Origin of the sequence: Granulicella aggregans, from assembly GCF_014203275.1 — a bacterium.
GTDB lineage: Bacteria > Acidobacteriota > Terriglobia > Terriglobales > Acidobacteriaceae > Edaphobacter.
The window spans coordinates 358,252-375,215 of sequence record NZ_JACHIP010000002.1 but is presented as its reverse complement, the minus strand read 5'-3'; the positions used below and the strand labels follow the sequence as shown (position 1 = coordinate 375,215).

14 protein-coding genes are annotated in these 16,964 nt (G+C 60.8%); 8 read left to right on the top strand and 6 right to left on the bottom strand.

The window, feature by feature from the left end:
* The first annotated feature begins 180 nt into the window (after positions 1-180).
* The gene (locus HDF16_RS07020) at positions 181-2,805 is read left to right on the top strand and encodes a glycoside hydrolase family 2 protein (RefSeq protein WP_246408824.1); all 2,625 of its coding nucleotides are present in this window, start codon (positions 181-183) and stop codon (positions 2,803-2,805) included.
* 147 nt (positions 2,806-2,952) lie between these two features.
* Here the strand turns inward: HDF16_RS07020 and HDF16_RS07015 are convergent, their stop codons facing one another.
* Complete coding sequence (locus HDF16_RS07015) at positions 2,953-3,696, bottom strand: anti-sigma factor family protein (RefSeq protein ID WP_184214888.1); 744 nt, start codon at positions 3,694-3,696, stop codon at positions 2,953-2,955.
* Complete coding sequence (locus HDF16_RS07010; protein ID WP_184214886.1) at positions 3,693-4,265, bottom strand: sigma-70 family RNA polymerase sigma factor; 573 nt, start codon at positions 4,263-4,265, stop codon at positions 3,693-3,695. Before HDF16_RS07010 ends, HDF16_RS07015 begins: the two co-directional genes overlap by 4 nt.
* Before the next feature lie 99 nt (positions 4,266-4,364).
* Here HDF16_RS07010 and HDF16_RS07005 point away from each other — a divergent pair, with 99 nt between their 5' ends.
* Positions 4,365-5,348: a metallophosphoesterase family protein gene (locus HDF16_RS07005; RefSeq protein ID WP_184214884.1), complete on the top strand. Its 984-nt coding sequence runs from the start codon at positions 4,365-4,367 to the stop codon at positions 5,346-5,348.
* Positions 5,345-6,115, top strand: a complete 771-nt coding sequence (locus HDF16_RS07000) for a heme-binding domain-containing protein (protein ID WP_184214882.1) — start codon at positions 5,345-5,347, stop codon at positions 6,113-6,115. Before HDF16_RS07005 ends, HDF16_RS07000 begins: the two co-directional genes overlap by 4 nt.
* 9 nt (positions 6,116-6,124) lie before the next feature.
* On the opposite strand, the gene recG is transcribed toward HDF16_RS07000, so the two are convergent.
* Positions 6,125-8,497 (bottom strand): ATP-dependent DNA helicase RecG, encoded by a 2,373-nt coding sequence (gene recG, locus HDF16_RS06995; RefSeq protein ID WP_184214880.1) that lies wholly within the window; start codon positions 8,495-8,497, stop codon positions 6,125-6,127.
* A 260-nt stretch (positions 8,498-8,757) separates the two neighbouring features.
* Complete coding sequence (locus tag HDF16_RS06990) at positions 8,758-10,653, bottom strand: beta-L-arabinofuranosidase domain-containing protein (protein ID WP_184214878.1); 1,896 nt, start codon at positions 10,651-10,653, stop codon at positions 8,758-8,760.
* A gap of 142 nt (positions 10,654-10,795) precedes the next feature.
* On the opposite strand from HDF16_RS06990, the gene HDF16_RS06985 reads away from it, so the two are divergent.
* The gene (locus HDF16_RS06985) at positions 10,796-12,028 is read left to right on the top strand and encodes an MFS transporter (RefSeq protein ID WP_184214876.1); all 1,233 of its coding nucleotides are present in this window, start codon (positions 10,796-10,798) and stop codon (positions 12,026-12,028) included.
* Positions 12,029-12,042: 14 nt separating this feature from the next.
* Here the strand turns inward: HDF16_RS06985 and HDF16_RS06980 are convergent, their stop codons facing one another.
* On the bottom strand, positions 12,043-12,798 hold the full coding sequence (locus HDF16_RS06980) for a DeoR/GlpR family DNA-binding transcription regulator (RefSeq protein ID WP_184214874.1): 756 nt from the start codon (positions 12,796-12,798) through the stop codon (positions 12,043-12,045).
* Positions 12,799-12,847: 49 nt separating this feature from the next.
* Here HDF16_RS06980 and HDF16_RS06975 point away from each other — a divergent pair, with 49 nt between their 5' ends.
* Together HDF16_RS06975 and HDF16_RS06970 are read left to right on the top strand one after the other, a co-directional pair.
* The gene (locus HDF16_RS06975) at positions 12,848-13,462 is read left to right on the top strand and encodes an NUDIX domain-containing protein (RefSeq protein ID WP_221312579.1); all 615 of its coding nucleotides are present in this window, start codon (positions 12,848-12,850) and stop codon (positions 13,460-13,462) included.
* 44 nt (positions 13,463-13,506) lie between these two features.
* Positions 13,507-14,400: an NAD(P)-dependent oxidoreductase gene (locus tag HDF16_RS06970; RefSeq protein ID WP_184214872.1), complete on the top strand. Its 894-nt coding sequence runs from the start codon at positions 13,507-13,509 to the stop codon at positions 14,398-14,400.
* Between the two features lie 179 nt (positions 14,401-14,579).
* On the opposite strand, the gene HDF16_RS06965 is transcribed toward HDF16_RS06970, so the two are convergent.
* Complete coding sequence (locus HDF16_RS06965; protein WP_184214870.1) at positions 14,580-15,440, bottom strand: aldo/keto reductase family oxidoreductase; 861 nt, start codon at positions 15,438-15,440, stop codon at positions 14,580-14,582.
* Positions 15,441-15,521: 81 nt separating this feature from the next.
* Here HDF16_RS06965 and HDF16_RS06960 point away from each other — a divergent pair, with 81 nt between their 5' ends.
* Both HDF16_RS06960 and HDF16_RS06955 read left to right on the top strand, forming a co-directional pair.
* On the top strand, positions 15,522-16,154 hold the full coding sequence (locus HDF16_RS06960; RefSeq protein ID WP_184214868.1) for a TetR/AcrR family transcriptional regulator: 633 nt from the start codon (positions 15,522-15,524) through the stop codon (positions 16,152-16,154).
* 14 nt (positions 16,155-16,168) lie between these two features.
* Positions 16,169-16,939 carry a class I SAM-dependent methyltransferase gene (locus HDF16_RS06955; RefSeq protein ID WP_184214866.1) on the top strand — a complete coding sequence of 257 codons (771 nt, stop codon included), beginning with the start codon at positions 16,169-16,171 and terminating at the stop codon, positions 16,937-16,939.
* Positions 16,940-16,964 lie beyond the last annotated feature (25 nt).

Genomic DNA, 16,964 nt, shown 5'->3' with positions numbered 1-16,964 from the left:
CAGGGAATCTGCGTTTAGAGTGCCACCAGTCTGTGCCCCATTCATCGCAGCCTCATCGCGATGAGTGGGCCGGGCCACTCATTCTCACTCCGCCGCTGTAAACTCGTCGCAATGTTCTTCATCTATTCAGACATCCGGAAAGCTCTACGGCCAACAATGACTGCTCTGAAGCTAGCCCTTATGGCACTCCTCGTCCCCGCCACCCTCGTCTCTGCCCAACTCCCTGAAACGACCCTCACCGGCTGGCAGATGCAGGACACCTCCAAGGTCGCAGGCAAGCCCGCCGAGGTCTCAAGCGCTACCTTCCATCCGGAAGGCTGGTACACCGCCACCGTCCCCGGCACCGTCCTCACCACGCTGGTCGACAACAAGGTCTACCCCGAGCCCCTCTACGGCGAGAACATGCGCTCCATCCCGGAGAGCCTCAACAAGGCCGACTACTGGTACCGCACCACCTTCCTTGTTCCGGCCTCGCATAAAGGCCGCCACACCTGGCTGCACTTCGCCGGAATCAACTACGAGGCGCAGATCTGGGTCAACGGCCACCAGGCCGGCTCCATGCGCGGAGCCTTTATCCGCGGCGATTTCGACATCTCTGCGTACATCAAGCCCGGCACCACCGCGACCCTAGCCGTACTCATCTCTCCCCAGCCTCATCCCGGAAAGCCCGTCGAACACACCGTCGCCAACGGCGTAGGCAAGAACGGCGGCGACACGGCCACCGACGGCCCCACCTTCCTCTCCACCATCGGCTGGGATTGGCTACCCGCCGTGCGCGATCGCGACACCGGCATCTGGCTTCCCGTCACTCTCTCGGCCAGCGGTCCAGCCTTGATCAAGCATCCCTTCGTCACCAGCGAGATCTCCCCCGACCACGCAACCGCGGACCTCACCGTCGCAACCACCGTCACCAACATCACAGCTGCCCCCATCACCGGCACGCTCATCGGCATCATCATGGGCCCCGGCGGCAAGCCCATCGAGTTCAGCAAGAAAGTCAGTGTCGACGCCAACAGTTCAACAGCAGTCTCACTCGACAGCACTACAGTGCCCGCACTTCACATCGCAGACCCGCACCTCTGGTGGCCCAACGGTTACGGCGAGCACCGCCTCTATCATCTCTCCCTCTCCTTCAGCATCGGCGACCCTAAATCACCGGGCATGTCCGACTTCATCACCACCAACTTCGGCATCCGCAAGATCGACTACTCCGTCTCCGACTCCGAGAACCTCACCATCTCCGTCAACGGTGTCCGCATCATGGTGCGCGGCGGCAACTGGGGCCTCGACGAAGGCATGAAGCGCATCCCCCGCGAACGCCTCGACGCGCAGTTCCACATGCACGCGCTCGCCAACATGAACCTCATCCGCAACTGGGTCGGCCAAAGCACCAGCCCCGACTTCTACGATATGGCCGACAAGTACGGCATCCTCCTCTGGGATGAGTTCTTCCAGCCCAACCCCAGCGACGGCCCCAACCCGGACGACATCCCGACGTACCTCGCTAACGTCACCGACAAGGTCCTTCGATACCGCAACCATCCCGCCATCGCGGTCTGGTGCGCGCGCAACGAGGGCTATCCGCCCAAGGCGCTCGATGACCAACTGAAGATCATGATGGCGAAGCTCGACCCGACGCGCCTCTATCAATCGAACTCCGCTGACGGTCGCGGCGTCTCCTCGCACGGTCCTTACTACTGGCGTTCGCCCCACCTTTTCTACAACCTCAACGAAAGCTTCAAAACCGAGACCGGATCCGTCTCAATCCCGACCATTGAGTCGATCCAGGGAATGATGCCCGAGAAGGACTGGGAGACCCAGAACGACGACTGGGCCCAGCACGACCTAGCCCACGGAGCCCAGCGCGGCGACGCCTACCCCTCCGAATTAGCCAAGCGTTACGGCCCCATCCGCAACCTCGCCGACTTCGTCCGCAAGGGCCAGCTCGCCAACTACGAGGCCTTCCGCGCCATGTACGAAGGCCGCAACGCGCAGATGTTCAAGGCCACCACCGGCGTCATCACCTGGATGAGCCATCCCGCGCAGCCGAGCTTCGTCTGGCAGCTCTACCACTATGACCTCGACCCAAACTCCTCGCTCTTCGCCGCAAAGAAGGCCGGCGAAAAGATCCACGTCCAACTCAACGAAGCCAACTACGGCGTCGAAGTCGTGAACAACACCCCCGAACCCTTGACTGGCCTCACCGTCCACCTTACTGAGTACAGCCTTGCAGGCAAGGTCACCTCCGAAGACACGAAGCCAGTCGCCTTCGTTCCGGCAAGCACCACGATCAAAGCCTTCCAGTTTGTACCTGCGACGCGCGAAGCCCTCTACTTCGTCAAGCTCGAACTCAACGATTCAAATGGCAAGCTAGTCTCCACTAATTTCTACTGGCAGAACGTCGCCCAGGAAGACTTTACCGGCCTCGACAAACTCCCCACCGTCACGCTCAACGCCGAGGCATCCTCAAGGATCGTGGGCGACAACACGCACATCAAGGTCACCCTCCACAACCCATCGCAATCCATCGCCATGATGACCCACATCCAGCTTCACCAGAAGCAATCCGGCAAGCGCGTCCTGCCTGCCTTCTACTCTGACAACTACATCACTCTCGTTCCCAACGAGAGCCGCACTATCACCATCGAAGCCGCCACCAAAGACTTCGCAGGCGAAACCCCGCTAGTCGCCATCGACGGCCTCAATATCGACGTAAAGCCCACGACCGGCGAGGTCTCCATAGCTCCCAATCTCAACGCTCAGCCCATGCACTGGCCCTCCTCCAACCTCGTCCCTCACCAATAAGGCCGAATGTCCCACGTCTCGATTCTGAGACGTGGGACATTCGCTCAGAGCGAACCGCCTTCACCGCACAGCCACAACCCTTCGGGTGCCCCACCCATGGCTCGCATCTGGCCATGGGTGGGACGTACACCGTCGACCCAGTTCGCCCTACCGCTGCACCCCATCAACCGCCGCAACCAACTCTCTCAGCTTCGCCATCTCCACATCACTCACCGCAACAATCTCAAGCCCCGCAGCGTGCGAGTCCACGATATGAAACCCCGAGGCCCGCACCTCCGCGGCATCTCTGGCCTCTGATCCAGCCTTCTCCATCAGGAAGACCGAGGCCCGATGCTTGCCCACGCTATAGATCAACTGCGCCGCCGGACGATGCCCCACATAAGCCAGGTTCGCTCCCTCCAGCGTTGTCCCTTCCGGCAATCCTTCCGGCACGTTAAAACTGAACGGAATCTTTCCCTGGAACCATGGCTTCACCGTGTGCCGGTCGGAGGACAACACCTCCGGTGCTGCGCTCGCAGCCATCGCTGCTACATGCTGATCTGTAATCTCCGTCGCCAGCCCTTGCTCGATCTTCTGCGGCGTAAGACGCCACCATCCCATGCCTGCGAACGCAACGAGCAGCGCTGCCGCAACCGCCCACTGCCTCCAAACCCCGCGCCCTACAGCGGGCTGCGCGTCACGAGTGTTGCCCAAACGCGCTCGCAGATTGTCTGGCAACGTGTACCGCCGCCCCGCCTGCGCGGTCGTCTGCTTCAGCATCATTCTCGCAAGCGCGTCCGTCGTACACTCCGAGCAACTCGCAAGGTGCGCCGTCGCGGCAGCCATCTTCTCCGGAGACAGCTCGCCGTCAGCCAGCCCATTCATCGCGCTATCCGACAGATGTTCCATCATCTCCGCACCTCTTTCGCCATCAACTGCTCACGGAGCCGCTGTCGTGCACGCGCAATACGCGACATCACCGTACCCATGGGAATATCCAGCACCGTGGCAATCTCGCGGTACTTCATCTCCTCCACATCGCACAGCAGGATCACCTCAAGCAGCGGCGCGGGCAGCTCTTCCATTGCCGCCTCCACCGCCGCCCGATTGCTCATCTGCAGGAAGAGGCTCTCCGGCGTCGCCCACTCAACCGCTCCGTCCGGGACGATCTCGGTTCCACTCAGTTCATCTTCCAGCGCAAGGGTCCGCCGCGATTCAAGCCCTGTCTTCGAAGTCAGAAAGGTATTCCTTAATATCCGGAAGATCCAAGCCTTGAAGTTGCTACCGGGCTCGAACCCAGCGTAGCCGCGCAGCCCCTTCAGATACGTCTCCTGCACCAGGTCCTCGGCATCGGCAGGAACCCGCGCCAGCCACGAAGCGAGATTGTAGAGCGCAGGCAGCAGTGGCTCCGCCTCTTCCTCAAAGCTTCGGGTTGGTTTGGCCTGTTCAGGCGCGGCGCGTTTCCACGCTAGTAACGTCATTGCTGCTCCGCTTCATCCATGCAAACTATAAAGCGTCGAAAATATTCCCGGAATAAATCTTAGGTTTGCTGGTTTAGCTCTGCGGAGGAACCAAAACCCATGAGCGATCAACATCTACCCGAATCAGCGCCTGATACATCAGCATCCACACCGTCGGCCGACGGCATCGACCGCCGCAACTTCCTGTCCTGCATGGCATGGGCTGGAACCGGCCTTATCTGGAGCATGGTGGGCGGCGTCCCTACCTCGAAGCTCTTCGCCGCCACGCCGTCCAGCCATGCTGCCGCGCAAAGCAGCTTTAGCTTCGTCCAGATCAGCGACAGCCATATCGGTTTCAACAAGCCCGCGAACCAGGACGTCACCGGCACTCTAAAGATTGCCCTCGACAAGATCAACGCCCTCCCCACAACTCCCGAACTCCTGCTCCACACCGGCGACATCACCCACTCCGCCAAGCCAGCCGAGTTCGACACCGCCCAGCAACTCATCAAGTCCGCCAAGGCCGGCGAGACCTTCTACGTTCCCGGAGAACACGACTTCTCCTCCGACGACGGAGCACAGTATATGGCGCGCTTCGGCAAAGGGACCCTGGGAACCGGCTGGTACAGCTTCAATCATCGCGGCGTCCACTTCATCGGGCTGAATAACTGCCTGCAGATCGACGCCCTCGGCAAGCTTGGCCCAGAACAACTCGCGTGGCTCAAGCAGGACCTCACTGATCTCTCAGCTTCCACACCCATCGTCATCTTCGCCCACATTCCGCTATGGATGGTCTATCCCGAGTGGGGCTGGGGCACCAAGGACGGCGCGGAAGCCCTCAGCTACTTCAAGCGCTTCGGCTCGGTGACGGTGCTCAACGGCCACATCCACCAGGTTGTGCAGAAGGTCGAAGGCAACGTTGCCTTCCATACCGCAACCTCAACGGCCTTCCCCCAGCCCGCTCCCGGCAAGGCACCCAGCGCGGGCCCAATGATGGTGCCAGCAGGCAAGCTCCGCAGCGTCCTCGGAATCACGGAGGTTCAGTACATCGCGAAACACTCCCACCTTGCCATCGTCGATGCTTCGCTCGCGGAGAACGCATGAGCGCCCGCATCGCCCTCCTCACCTGTATCACTGCTCTGGCAGCCTCGCTGCTCCTCGCCCGCGTCCATCCCTTAGGGGACGCGGGCCTCTTCACCCCGGCCCCGCCAACTCATCACAGCTCCATCCCGCCGCAGGTTGACGCTATCCTCTCCAGCAAGTGCGCCGACTGTCACTCCGACTACTCCCGCCCGCACCTGTATGGCCGCTTCGCTCCCGTCTCCTGGCTGATGGAGCGCGACATCGTCGAGGGTCGCAGACACCTTGACCTCACAGCCTGGGATACCTATTCGCCCGACAAACAGCAGACCCTGCAGTCCCTCATTCTCAAGGAGACGAAATCGAACGATATGCCGCTCCCGCAGTACCGCTTCATCCATCGCAACGCCGCTGTCACGACAACCGATCTGCAAACCCTGACAGCCTGGGCGCGCGGTCGCAATTCAATTGACCAGGCGTCTGCGACCCACATCGGCGATGCCGCCGCAGGCTCAATGCTCTTCGAAAAGCGCTGTACAGGCTGTCACGCTCTCGAACAAAGTCACGAAGGCCCAAGGCTGCTCGGAATCGTCGGCAAGCCTGCCGCGCAGCTTCCCGGCTTCGACTACTCCGCCGCGCTCAAGAATGCCCATATTGTGTGGAACGAGACGACGCTTGATCGCTGGCTCACTGACCCGGACGCATTCGTTCCCGGCAACAACATGAGCTTCAGCGTCGTAAAGCCGCAGGAGCGCAAAGACCTAATCCAGTTTCTTAAAGAGACTCGTTGAGCGCAGGCTCTACGCCTCCACCAGCCCATATCTTCGTTGCCACTGTTGCTTCAGCCGTGCCCACACCACCTGCCGCTCCTCGTCGGAGACCTTCGGATCAGGCTCTCGCGCAAACCTTGCCGCCTCCACTTTGGCCAGCTCCAACTGCTCCCTATCCCGGATTAGATTTGCCACGCGAAACTCCGGCAGCCCCGCCTGCCGCGTCCCAAAGAACTCCCCCGGCCCGCGTTGCTGCAGATCTAGCTCTGCCAACTCGAACCCATCCTGTGTCCGCACCATTGCATCCAGTCGGGCCTCGGCCTGCTCGCTCACGCGGCCTCCGGTCATTAGGATGCAGTAACTCTTCGCCGCTCCACGCCCCACGCGCCCACGCAACTGGTGCATCTGCGCCATACCAAACCGCTCCGCATGTTCGATCACCATCACGGTAGCGTTCGGCACATCCACGCCCACTTCAATCACCGTCGTAGCAATCAGCACATCCACGTCGCCGCGCTTGAACCGCGCCATCGCCACTTCCTTGTCATCAGAACTCATCCGCCCATGCAGCAGCTCAATCCGCAGCCCAGCAAGCCCACCCTTCCTCAGTTCCTCATACATCTCGGTAGCCGACCGCAGCTTCGCCTTAGGAAACAGTGCCGGCTTTACGCTCTTGCTCTTCACAGCGGCTTTCTTCGCTGCCTTCTTCGCCGTCTTTGCCCCGGCACTCAACGCAGCTTCGGCCTTCGCCTCCATCTCTTCATCGTGAGCAAAGTCCAACTCCGGCTGATCGTCCTTGGCCCCCTCAATCACGGGATAAACGATATAAGCCTGTCGCCCCTGCGCCACCTGCTTGCGCACGAAATCCCACACATCGCCGGCGCGTTCCTCCGTTGTCCTCCGAGTCACAATCGGCGTTCGTCCCGGCGGCAACTCATCGAGCACGCTCACATCAAGGTCCCCATACAACGTCAACGCCAGCGTCCGTGGAATCGGCGTAGCCGTCATCACCAGCACATCGGGATCGAGCGCATCGTCCTTCTTCATCAGTCGAAATCGCTGCTGCACGCCAAACCGATGCTGTTCGTCGACAATGACCAGCCCAAGGTTCGCGAAGTCCACCTTGTCCTCGATCAACGCATGAGTCCCAATCGCAAGCTGCGTCTCTCCGCGATAGATCGTCCCTCGCGCCCCACGCTTGGTCGCCTCGTCCAGCGACCCGGTCAAAAGTGTCACCCGATAAGACCGCCCCGTCTTCGGCGATATCGCATCAGCGAAGAGCTTCCTCGCCGACAAATAATGCTGCGTAGCAAGAATCTCCGTCGGCGCCATTAACGCCACCTGGTAGCCGTTCTCAATCGCCACCAGCGCCGCCTGCATCGCCACGATCGTCTTGCCCGATCCCACATCACCCTGCAGTAGCCGCCGCATCGGCTGCGGCCGCTTCATGTCCGTAACGATCTCGCCGAGTACGCGCTTTTGCGCCGCAGTCGGATGAAACGGCAGCACCTGTTTGATCGCCTTCCGAACGCCATCGCCAGTCGTGAACGCCGTCCCTGCGCGCTCCCGCATCCGTCGCCGCTTCAACTCCAGCCCCAGTTCGAGGTAGAACAGCTCTTCAAAGATCAGCCGCCGATGCCCCGGCGTAGTCGCCGCAATCAACTCCATCATCGGCGTCCCCGCCTCTGGAAAATGAACCGCCTTCAGAGCCTCCAACCGCGCCGGTAACTTCAGCCGCCCACGCAAATTCCCAGGAAGAGTTTCGGCGTCGACCACAGGAACACCCTGTGCCCCATTCATCGCAGCATCATCGCGATGAGTGGGACCGCCACCACTCTCCATCTCCTCAAAGATCGACCAAAGCACCCGTCTCAACCACTTCGACCCCAGCTTCGCTCCCCACGCCGTCGTCCCACCCAGCGTCTCGTACACCGGCACGATCCGCCCCACTTCCAGCATGGAAAACTCAGCGTCCTCGCCTTGTGCATCCGTAGGCAACAGCTCGAACTGCGGCTGAATCATCTTGAACTTCCCCGCACTCGACCGCGAAGGCTCCAGCTTCCCATACAGCGCCACCATCTGCCCGGTACGGAACTTGTCCTTGAGATAAGTCCCGCGAAACCACATGCACTTCACCGTGTCGAGCCCCTGCCCCACGGTCATCTCAAACAGCGGCATATGCTTGGTCTGCAGCAGCGTCGCGCCCCTCACCTCTCCGATGATCGAAGCCATCTGCCCCGCCTTCAGCGCGGAGATCGGCACCGGATTCAGCCGGTCCTCGTAGCGAAACGGCAGGTGATACAGCAGGTCCTCGACCGTGTCGACACCGCGCTTCTCCAGCTCGACAGCGACCCGCTCCCCCACCCTTTTGAGAAACTTCACCGGCGTAGAGAGTTCAAGCACATCCCGATGCTACCAAGCCCACGATCCAACCTCACCATCCACCCATCTGGTCCACCAAAAGAACCGTCATTCTGACCCCTGAGTTTGTCGAAGGGGAAGAATCCCGACGCCGCCCGCATCACCCGTACCGCCCGAACTGTTCAACCGCCAAATCCGGGAGCCCCATCTTCGCGACCGTTTCATCGTCGCTAAGGTGGGCGTCTCGCCCCAGCGCGGCCGGACTTCTTCGCCGCGCCGAGACCTTCCCAACAGATTTCCTCTTACCCCAACTTCAACGTCTGATACGTCCGATACATCTCATCCCCAATCCCCATAAACGGCTTGAACAAAACCGGCGCCCCACCCGTCTCCACCGAGTAAGCGTCGCCGCCCTCCACCTTCTTCGCCGCCATTAAGCTAGAGCGCGTCATCTCCGTCGGCCAGTGCCCGGTCGCCATGTAGACCACCGGCCCGCTCATCAACGCCGCGAACTCAGTAGTGTTCTCGGAAGCCAACATCTTGCCCGGTTCGGTCGACGAATGTTGATTGACGTTCATGCTCAACGTCTCCACTCGCACCGGCATCCCGAACTCCATCTCCATCACATCGCCATTTCGCCAGCCGCGCTTCACCGCGTAAAACGTCCCCGGCTTCACCTCGCCATCCACGCTCTTGCCATTCACCAGCACCCGCGTCCCCGGCCCGGCCCACGCCGGAATCCGCAGGTTCAGCACAAACTCCCGCTCCGCAGTCAGCTTCAACGTCATCTTCGTAGTCTGCCGGAACGGATACTCCGTCTCCTGCACCAGCGTCACCGGAACACCACCTTGCTTCCATGTAACCTGCGAAGGCACAAATAGATTCACATGCAGACCCGCATCGCTCGCGAAGTAGGAGCTGATTCCATAGTCCGCCGCCATCTGCGGCAGCGTCCCGGAGCAGCACGGCCACTTATTCGCGTAATAAAGTTTGCGCCCATTCATGCTGTAGTCCGAGTAATAAAAGCTCGACCCATCCTCCTGGATCGGCTTCACCCCCAGCACCGTGTTGTAGAGCACCCGCTCCATGCTGTCGCCATAACGGCTGTCGCCCGTCACGCGCAGCAGATAACGCGTGATCTTGAAGTGCCCATACGCTCCGCAGGGCGTCTCAAAACTGTTCCGCTCCGAGAACAAACTCCGCGCCAGATCATCCGTATGCGGCCGCAGCAGCGACTCACCCGGCCCCCATCCTCCAGTCGCATAGCTCTGATCCTGCACGATGCGAAACCCGTTCGTAGCTGCCCGCAGGTGCTTCTCGCTGCCTGTCGTCAAATAAGCCTGCATCGCTGAACTCAGCGCGTTCACGTGGCTGTACGCATGCTCTCCCGGCAGCACGTTGATGTCCTCGGCCAGCGGATTGAAGAGCAGGTCATCTTCAAGAAACCTTACCGCCGTGTCGCGATACTTCACGTCACCCGTTCGCTGATAAGCCAGAAATAGATTCTCCGGCAGCGTATACGTCTCGTCCCACGTATCGCCGTCGATCTTATGTGGCCGTGCATGCTGCTCCATCCGCGAGAGCGCCTTTTCCGGCAGATGCGGCAGCGCCGCATCCAGAGCCACCTTCATCGCCGGTTCCGCAGACTTCACGCCCGCAAGATAACAAGCGTCACTCAGCCCGCAGAACGTCTTATCGAACGTATATCCGGGCAGATGATATCCGTCATAAAACTTGCTCACCAAAGTTGGTTGCAGCCCCGCCACAAGCTGCTCCACCTTCACCTTCGTCGCGCGATCGCCCGTAGCCGCATATCCTCGCGAGAGCGCAGACACATACTGTCCAAAGCTGTGCCCTGCAACGAATCCCTCCGCCCCGCCATTGGTCGCCCAGAACCGCGAGTTCGAGTACCACCCGCCCATATCGTCGCCCGGAGCGTCGAGTCCTGCCCCCTGTCGAAACGGCTTCAGCAGCATGTCGTTATCCAGCCCCAGAAACCGCGCCTGCGTCTGCTCAAACTGCGTCCGCATCGGCCCCGGCAGCAGCGTGACCTGACCATACTCAAGCTGCTTTAGCCGCGCACCCGCGCCTGCACCCGGCAGAAGATCCGCCATCGCCCGCCCACCTAATGCCAGCCCTACTGAGGCCGCAGCCCCACCCTTCAACACATCCCTGCGCGTAAACGAGTGAAACGACATCGCGATAGATCCCCCGAACCCTTGTCTTCAGTCGCAGAAATCCTACGCCACCCGTGCTACGACTCTCAATCCACCGTAGTACGACTGTCCCATGCTCGCGGTCGCAAACTCTGCAAGCCAGTCCTCCAGATAAACTGGAAGAATGGACACCTCTTTCGCCGAGCAGGCGCAGAAGCCCGCCAGCATCCTCACCCGCACGCCGCTCATGGCGCTCGCCGTCGCGGCCTTCGGCATCGGCACCAGCGAGTTCATCATCATGGGTCTGCTGCCGGAACTCTCGCGCGACTTCGCCGTCACCATCCCCAAGGCCGGTGCGCTGGTCACCGGCTACGCTCTCTCCGTTACCATCGGAGCTCCGCTTGTCGCCCTCGCCACTGCCCACTTGGAGCGCAAGCGCGCCCTGCTCTTGCTGATGGCCGTCTTCACTCTCGGCAACCTCGCCTGCGCCGTCGCGCCCACCTACAACCTCCTCTTCGCCGCCCGCGTCCTCACCGCCCTCTGCCACGGAGCCTTCTTCGGCATCGGCTCCGTAGTCGCTGCGAATCTGGTGCCCCGGAATCAGCGATCACAGGCGATCGCACTCATGTTCTCCGGCCTCACCCTCGCCAACGTTCTCGGAGTTCCCGCCGGTACCGCTCTCGGCCAGGCATACGGTTGGCGTGCCGCCTTCTGGGCCATCGTGCCCATCGGCCTCGCCGCCGCGACCGCGCTCTTCTTTCTCGTCCCGCCGCAGGAAGCAGGGAAGAGTAATCTCATCCACGAGTTCCGCGTCCTCCGCCGTCCTCAAGTACTGCTCGGTATGTTTATGAGCACCCTCACCTCTGCCTCGCTCTTCTGCGTCTACACCTACGTCGCGCCCACGCTGCTCGTCGTCACCCACGTCTCGCCGCATATGGTCACGCTTACGTTGCTGCTCTTCGGCGTCGGTATCACCATTGGCAACCTCGCGGGCGGCACCCTCTCAGACCTTCACCCAAGAACCTTCCTTATCGCCTCGATGCTCGCCCTTATGGCCTCGCTCTTCGCCCTCTACTTCGCAGAGCCCTACGCCATCCCCTGCATCGCTATGATCCTCATCTGGGGAGCGATCCAGTTCGGTGCCGGCGCTCCGCTCCAGTCCCGCGTCGTCGACCACGCCTCCGAAGCCCCCAACCTCGCCGCCACCCTCAATCAGGGAGCCTTCAACTTCGGCAACGCCACCGGAGCCTCACTTGGCGGCCTCATCATCACTGCCGGATATGGCTATCGCAGCCTCACCTTCGCCAGCGCCGCCATCGCCCTCGTAACCCTTGCTCTCGCCTTCCTTGCCGTCCGCCTCGATCGGAACAACCCTCGCCCAATCTCCCGCGAGCCCGGCCTCCGCATCTCGCACTAGCCATCACACCGCTTCTAGGCTCGCAGCAGGTTCACGCCTGCGGCTTCATACTCCTTCGTCACAACTTCGCTGGTACCCCGCTCGATCACGATCGAACTCACCTTCTCAAGTCCCATGATGCGGTACGGCGACGCCGCATTCAACTTCTCCGCAGACGCCAGCACAACTGTCTCCGCCGCCGCACCGCTCAGAGCTCGCTTGATCGCGGCCTCTTCGTAATCGCCCGTTGTCAGCCCGGTCTGCAGATGAACTCCGGTCACCCCCATAAAGAAGGTGTCTGCACGAATTTGCCGGATTGAATCCATCGTCTCCGCCCCCACTGCAACGATCGAGTGCTTGAACAGTCGTCCGCCAAGCAGAATGACTTCAACCGAAGCGTGGTGGACCAGCTCAAGCGCAATCGTAGGACTGTGCGTCACCACCGTCGCTTGCAAATCAGAAGGCAGATGCCGGGCGACCTCTCGCGCTGTCGTCCCTCCATCCAGAATGACAACCTGCCCTGGACGGACCATCGCAGCGGCGGCCATGCCAATCGCGACCTTTCCTTCGTGACGCAGTAACTCTCGTCCAGCAAAGTCCGCGACTGCTGGCGACGCCGGCAACGCTCCACCATGCACTCGCTGGAGCAGCCCCTCCTGCGCAAGTTCGCGAAGATCGCGCCGAATGGTGTCCTCGGAGACCCCCATCGCCTTGCTGACATCCTTCGCCACAACCTGGCCATCGCGCTTCAGGAGAGAGAGAATCTGCTGCTTTCGTTGAGTCGTAAGCATTGCACGATAATACTTGACATTGCGCGAAATTGCACGATATCTTCACCTCATGCCTATGACGCTCAGCAGCCCGTCCATGGAAGGGAAGATTCGCATCCACTCCGTTGAGACCCTCTCCGATGATTGGTACGTCCTCAAAAAGACGACGTTCGAGCTCCTACGAAGCGACGGAACCTGGCAGCGGCAGAATCGAGAGACCTACGACCGGGGCAACGGAGCCACGATCCTGCTCTACAACCTGGAGCGCGGAACCGTCGTGCTCACCCGCCAGTTTCGCTTTCCGGCCTACGTCAATGGCCATCCAGGCATGTTGATTGAAGCCGCTGCCGGCCTGCTCGATCAAGCCAGCCCCGAAGACCGCATCCGTGCAGAAGTCGAAGAAGAGACAGGCTATCGGATCTCGCATGTCCGCCGGATCTTCGAAGCCTTCATGAGTCCCGGCTCCGTCACCGAACGCCTCTACTTCTTCGTCGCCGAGTACCACAGCGGCTCACGCGCAACGCTGGGCGGAGGCAATCACGCGGAAGGTGAAGACATCGAAGTCCTCGAACTGCCGATTGGAGAGGCGATGTCTGCCATCGACACAGGTGCCATTCAGGATGGCAAGACCATCATGCTGCTGCAATACGCCTACATTCATCTCTTCAGCGACCGCGCTGCCTGAATCAAACCCTCCTGCAAGGCATCGAACCAACAGGAGAACACCTCATGCAGATCGCATTCCTCGGCCTCGGCAAGATGGGCACTGCCATCGCCTCGCTTCTCATCGACAAAGGCCACAGTCTCACCGTCTGGAACCGCTCTGCGTCCGCGGCCGATCCTCTCGTTCAACGCGGAGCCGTACTCGCATCGCCTCCCACGGAAGCTGTGCGCTCCGCGGAGATTATCTTCACCATGCTGACCGACGACAGCGCCGTCGAAGACGTCCTCTTCACCCAAGGCACGCTCGCGGCCATCCCGTCGAACGCCATTCACATCTCGCTATCGACCATCTCAGTAGCCCTGGCAGAACGTCTCGAAGCCGCGCACACCGAACACCATCAGCTCTTTCTCAGCGTCCCTGTATTCGGCCGCCCCAACGTAGCCGCCGAAGGCAAGCTCTGGCTCGCAATCGCTGGCGACTCGGCAGTCATCAACGAGGCTATGCCCGTCCTCGAACACATCTCGCGCGGCCACACTATCGTCGGCACACGTCCCAGCCAGGCTAATGCCGTCAAGGTGGCCGGGAACTTTATGATCACCTCGATCATCGCCTCCCTGTCAGAGGCCTTCACAGTAGCCGAAGCAAATGGAATCGACCCCGCCATCTTCCTCGAGACCGTGAACAGCGCTCTCTTTCAATCGGCCTTTGTTGGCAACTACGGCAAGTTCATGATCGATCCACCGCAGAGCCCAGGCGCAACCGTCAAGCTCGGCGCAAAGGACACAAGGCTCTTCCGCGAAGCCGCCCAATCCAGCCACACCCCAACGCCGCTTGGCGACCTGTACCAGCAACACATGCAAGCAGCAATCGCCGCAGGTCGCGGCGATGAAGACTGGGCCGCTGGCTACCTAAGCCAGACCCGCGCCGAAGCTGAGATCCTCTCAATCGCTCAAGAATAATTCCGTCATCCTGAGCGGAGGTTGGCGCGATTTTGCGCCAACCGTAGTCGAAGGACCTGCATCTCTTCTTCCTCACTACATCCGCTCGGATCTTTCTCGCAATCAGTCTTCAAGCAATCGTCTTCGACCCAATCGAACGGGTGCCCCACGTCTCGCTTCCGAGATGTGGGACGTAAACCCTAACCCCCAATCGCATCCAGCCGAGCCACAACCTCCGGCGACAACAAAATATTCGCCGCCGCGAGATTCTCCCGCAGATGCCCCACCGACGAAGTCCCCGGAATCAGCAGCATGTTGCTCGATCGCTGCAGCAGCCACGCCAACGCTACCTGCATCGGCGTCGCGTTCAACTCTCCTGCAACGGAATCCAGCTCCGAAGACTGCAACGGCGTAAATCCGCCAAGCGGGAAGTAAGGCACATAGGCCACACCCTTCTTCTCCAAAGTCTTTACAAACTCGTCGTCGCCCCGCTTCGCGACGTTATAGAGATTCTGCACGCACACGATTGGCATGATCTTCTCCGCCTCCGCGAACTGCTCCGGCGTCACCTGGCTCAGGCCGATATGCTTGATCAGCCCTTGTTCTTTCAACTCCGCAAGCACTGCCAGCGGCTCTGCCAGAGAACCCTCGTCCGGCCGCTCCAGCCCGCCGTTGCGCAGATTCACCACATCCAGCGCATCCAGTCCAAGGTTGCGCAGATTGTCGTGAACGCCGTTCACCAGCACATCGCGCTTCATGCTCGTGATCCACGATCCATCGCTTCCGCGCGTCGCTCCTACCTTGGTCACAATCACCAGTCCATCCTTGTAAGGATGCAGTGCCTCCTTGATGATCTGGTTGGTCACATGCGGCCCATAGAAGTCGCTGGTATCGATATGGTTCACGCCGCTCTCAACTGCTTCGCGCAGAACCGCAACGCACGCCGCTCTGTCTTTCGGCGGACCAAAGACATGCGGCCCCGCAAGCTGCATAGCGCCATAACCCATCCGGTCCACCGTCATCGAAGTTCCGGGAAACGTAAAATTCCTCGAGTCACACATCTATTTCTCCTTCGCTGCTTCTTACTGTTCTTCGCTCTTCCTGTGTTTAGATGAAGAAAGCTTCAGGTTAGGAGTTCGCATTTGCCCCCGCAATCCGCAGTCCTCTTAGAGCCCCGCAAATCGCCGGTTCAGGCCCGCTCCACTGCCAGTGTCGAGGCCATTCTCGAGGCCACCGTTCAGGTTTTGCTCACCGTCGGCCGGGAGCGGTTCACCACCACCCGCGTCGCGGAGCGAGCCGGTGTCTCGGTCGGCACCCTCTACCAGTACTTCCCCAATAAGACTGCCCTCCTGCAGGCCGCGCTCCGCCGCCATCTCGAGGCCGTCACCAACGCCATCGACCGCGTCTGCCACGAGCAACGCGGCCGCTCCCTCGAAGAGATGGGCACCGCCCTCATCACCGCCTTCCTCGATGCCAAGATGAAAAACGCCAACGCGAGCGTCGCCATGTACTCCATCAGCGCCGATGTCGACGGCATGAAGATCGCGCGGCAGGTCGGCCTTCACTCCGGCAAGTCCGTCGCCGCGATGTTCGCCACTACCAGCGATCCCCCTCTGAGCGATCCCGACCTTGTCGCCTCCATGCTAAGCAGCGCGATGGCGGGAGTAAGCCGCCGCCTGCTCGAAGGCCCTTCGCCTGAAAAACACGTCGAACCGCTCAAGCAGGAACTCATCTTCCTCGCCCGCGCCTACCTCAAAGCCTGCGCTGCGCGCTAAGCGAGAATGGAAACATGAGCAACACCGAAAAGTTCACTGGCCGAGTCTCCGCATACGTCGCCTACCGCGAGCGCTACGACCCCGAGATCGTTCTTCCCATCCTCCGCGACTCGTGCAGCCTCAAACCCGGTTGGACCATTGCTGACATCGGCGCGGGCACAGGCATGTTGAGCGATATTTTTCTCGCCAACGGCAACCGCGTCCTCGCCATCGAGCCCAACGCCGAGATGCGCGAAGCCTGCCTCGAACTTCACCCAGCGAACTCCGCGCTCTCCATCATCAACGGAACCGCCGAAGCCACTGGCCTCCCAGATGCCTCTGTCGAGGCCGTCGCCGTGGGCCGTGCCCTGCACTGGTTCGACCTCGAAGCTACTATTCTCGAGTTTCGCCGCATCCTCAAGCCCAGCGGCTGGGTCATCATCATCGCCTTCGGCCGCTCAAAAGAGGGCAGGGAAGAGAACATCGCCTACGAAGACTTCCTCCGCCCCTACACTAGGGATGGCGAAGGCACGCGCGTCTCCTACGCTGTCTATCAGCGCCTGAAAGACCTCTTCCCCAACGGCGAGTTCCACCAGAAAGATATCCCCGGCGAGATGTCTCTCGATTGGCAATCCCTGCGCGGCCTCACCCTGTCGCTCTCCCACGCGCCGCTGCCCGGGACGCCGGAATTCGCCCCGTTCGAAGCCTCCCTCATTCGCTACTTTGACAAATATCAGCACAACGGCAAAGTCACCCTTACCACCCGCTACTGGATCAACGCCGCACGCTTCGCTCCTCTCTCGTAAACAAGCCGCAGGATTCTCCCTGATA

Coding starts and splice junctions, on each gene's coding strand:
- HDF16_RS07020 (WP_246408824.1), top strand. CDS start 181: ATGGCACTCCTCGTCCCCGCCACCCTCGTCTCTGCCCAACTCCCTGAA.
- HDF16_RS07015 (WP_184214888.1), bottom strand. CDS start 3,696: ATGATGGAACATCTGTCGGATAGCGCGATGAATGGGCTGGCTGACGGC.
- HDF16_RS07010 (WP_184214886.1), bottom strand. CDS start 4,265: ATGACGTTACTAGCGTGGAAACGCGCCGCGCCTGAACAGGCCAAACCA.
- HDF16_RS07005 (WP_184214884.1), top strand. CDS start 4,365: ATGAGCGATCAACATCTACCCGAATCAGCGCCTGATACATCAGCATCC.
- HDF16_RS07000 (WP_184214882.1), top strand. CDS start 5,345: ATGAGCGCCCGCATCGCCCTCCTCACCTGTATCACTGCTCTGGCAGCC.
- HDF16_RS06990 (WP_184214878.1), bottom strand. CDS start 10,653: ATGTCGTTTCACTCGTTTACGCGCAGGGATGTGTTGAAGGGTGGGGCT.
- HDF16_RS06985 (WP_184214876.1), top strand. CDS start 10,796: ATGGACACCTCTTTCGCCGAGCAGGCGCAGAAGCCCGCCAGCATCCTC.
- HDF16_RS06980 (WP_184214874.1), bottom strand. CDS start 12,798: ATGCTTACGACTCAACGAAAGCAGCAGATTCTCTCTCTCCTGAAGCGC.
- HDF16_RS06975 (WP_221312579.1), top strand. CDS start 12,848: ATGCCTATGACGCTCAGCAGCCCGTCCATGGAAGGGAAGATTCGCATC.
- HDF16_RS06970 (WP_184214872.1), top strand. CDS start 13,507: ATGCAGATCGCATTCCTCGGCCTCGGCAAGATGGGCACTGCCATCGCC.
- HDF16_RS06965 (WP_184214870.1), bottom strand. CDS start 15,440: ATGTGTGACTCGAGGAATTTTACGTTTCCCGGAACTTCGATGACGGTG.
- HDF16_RS06955 (WP_184214866.1), top strand. CDS start 16,169: ATGAGCAACACCGAAAAGTTCACTGGCCGAGTCTCCGCATACGTCGCC.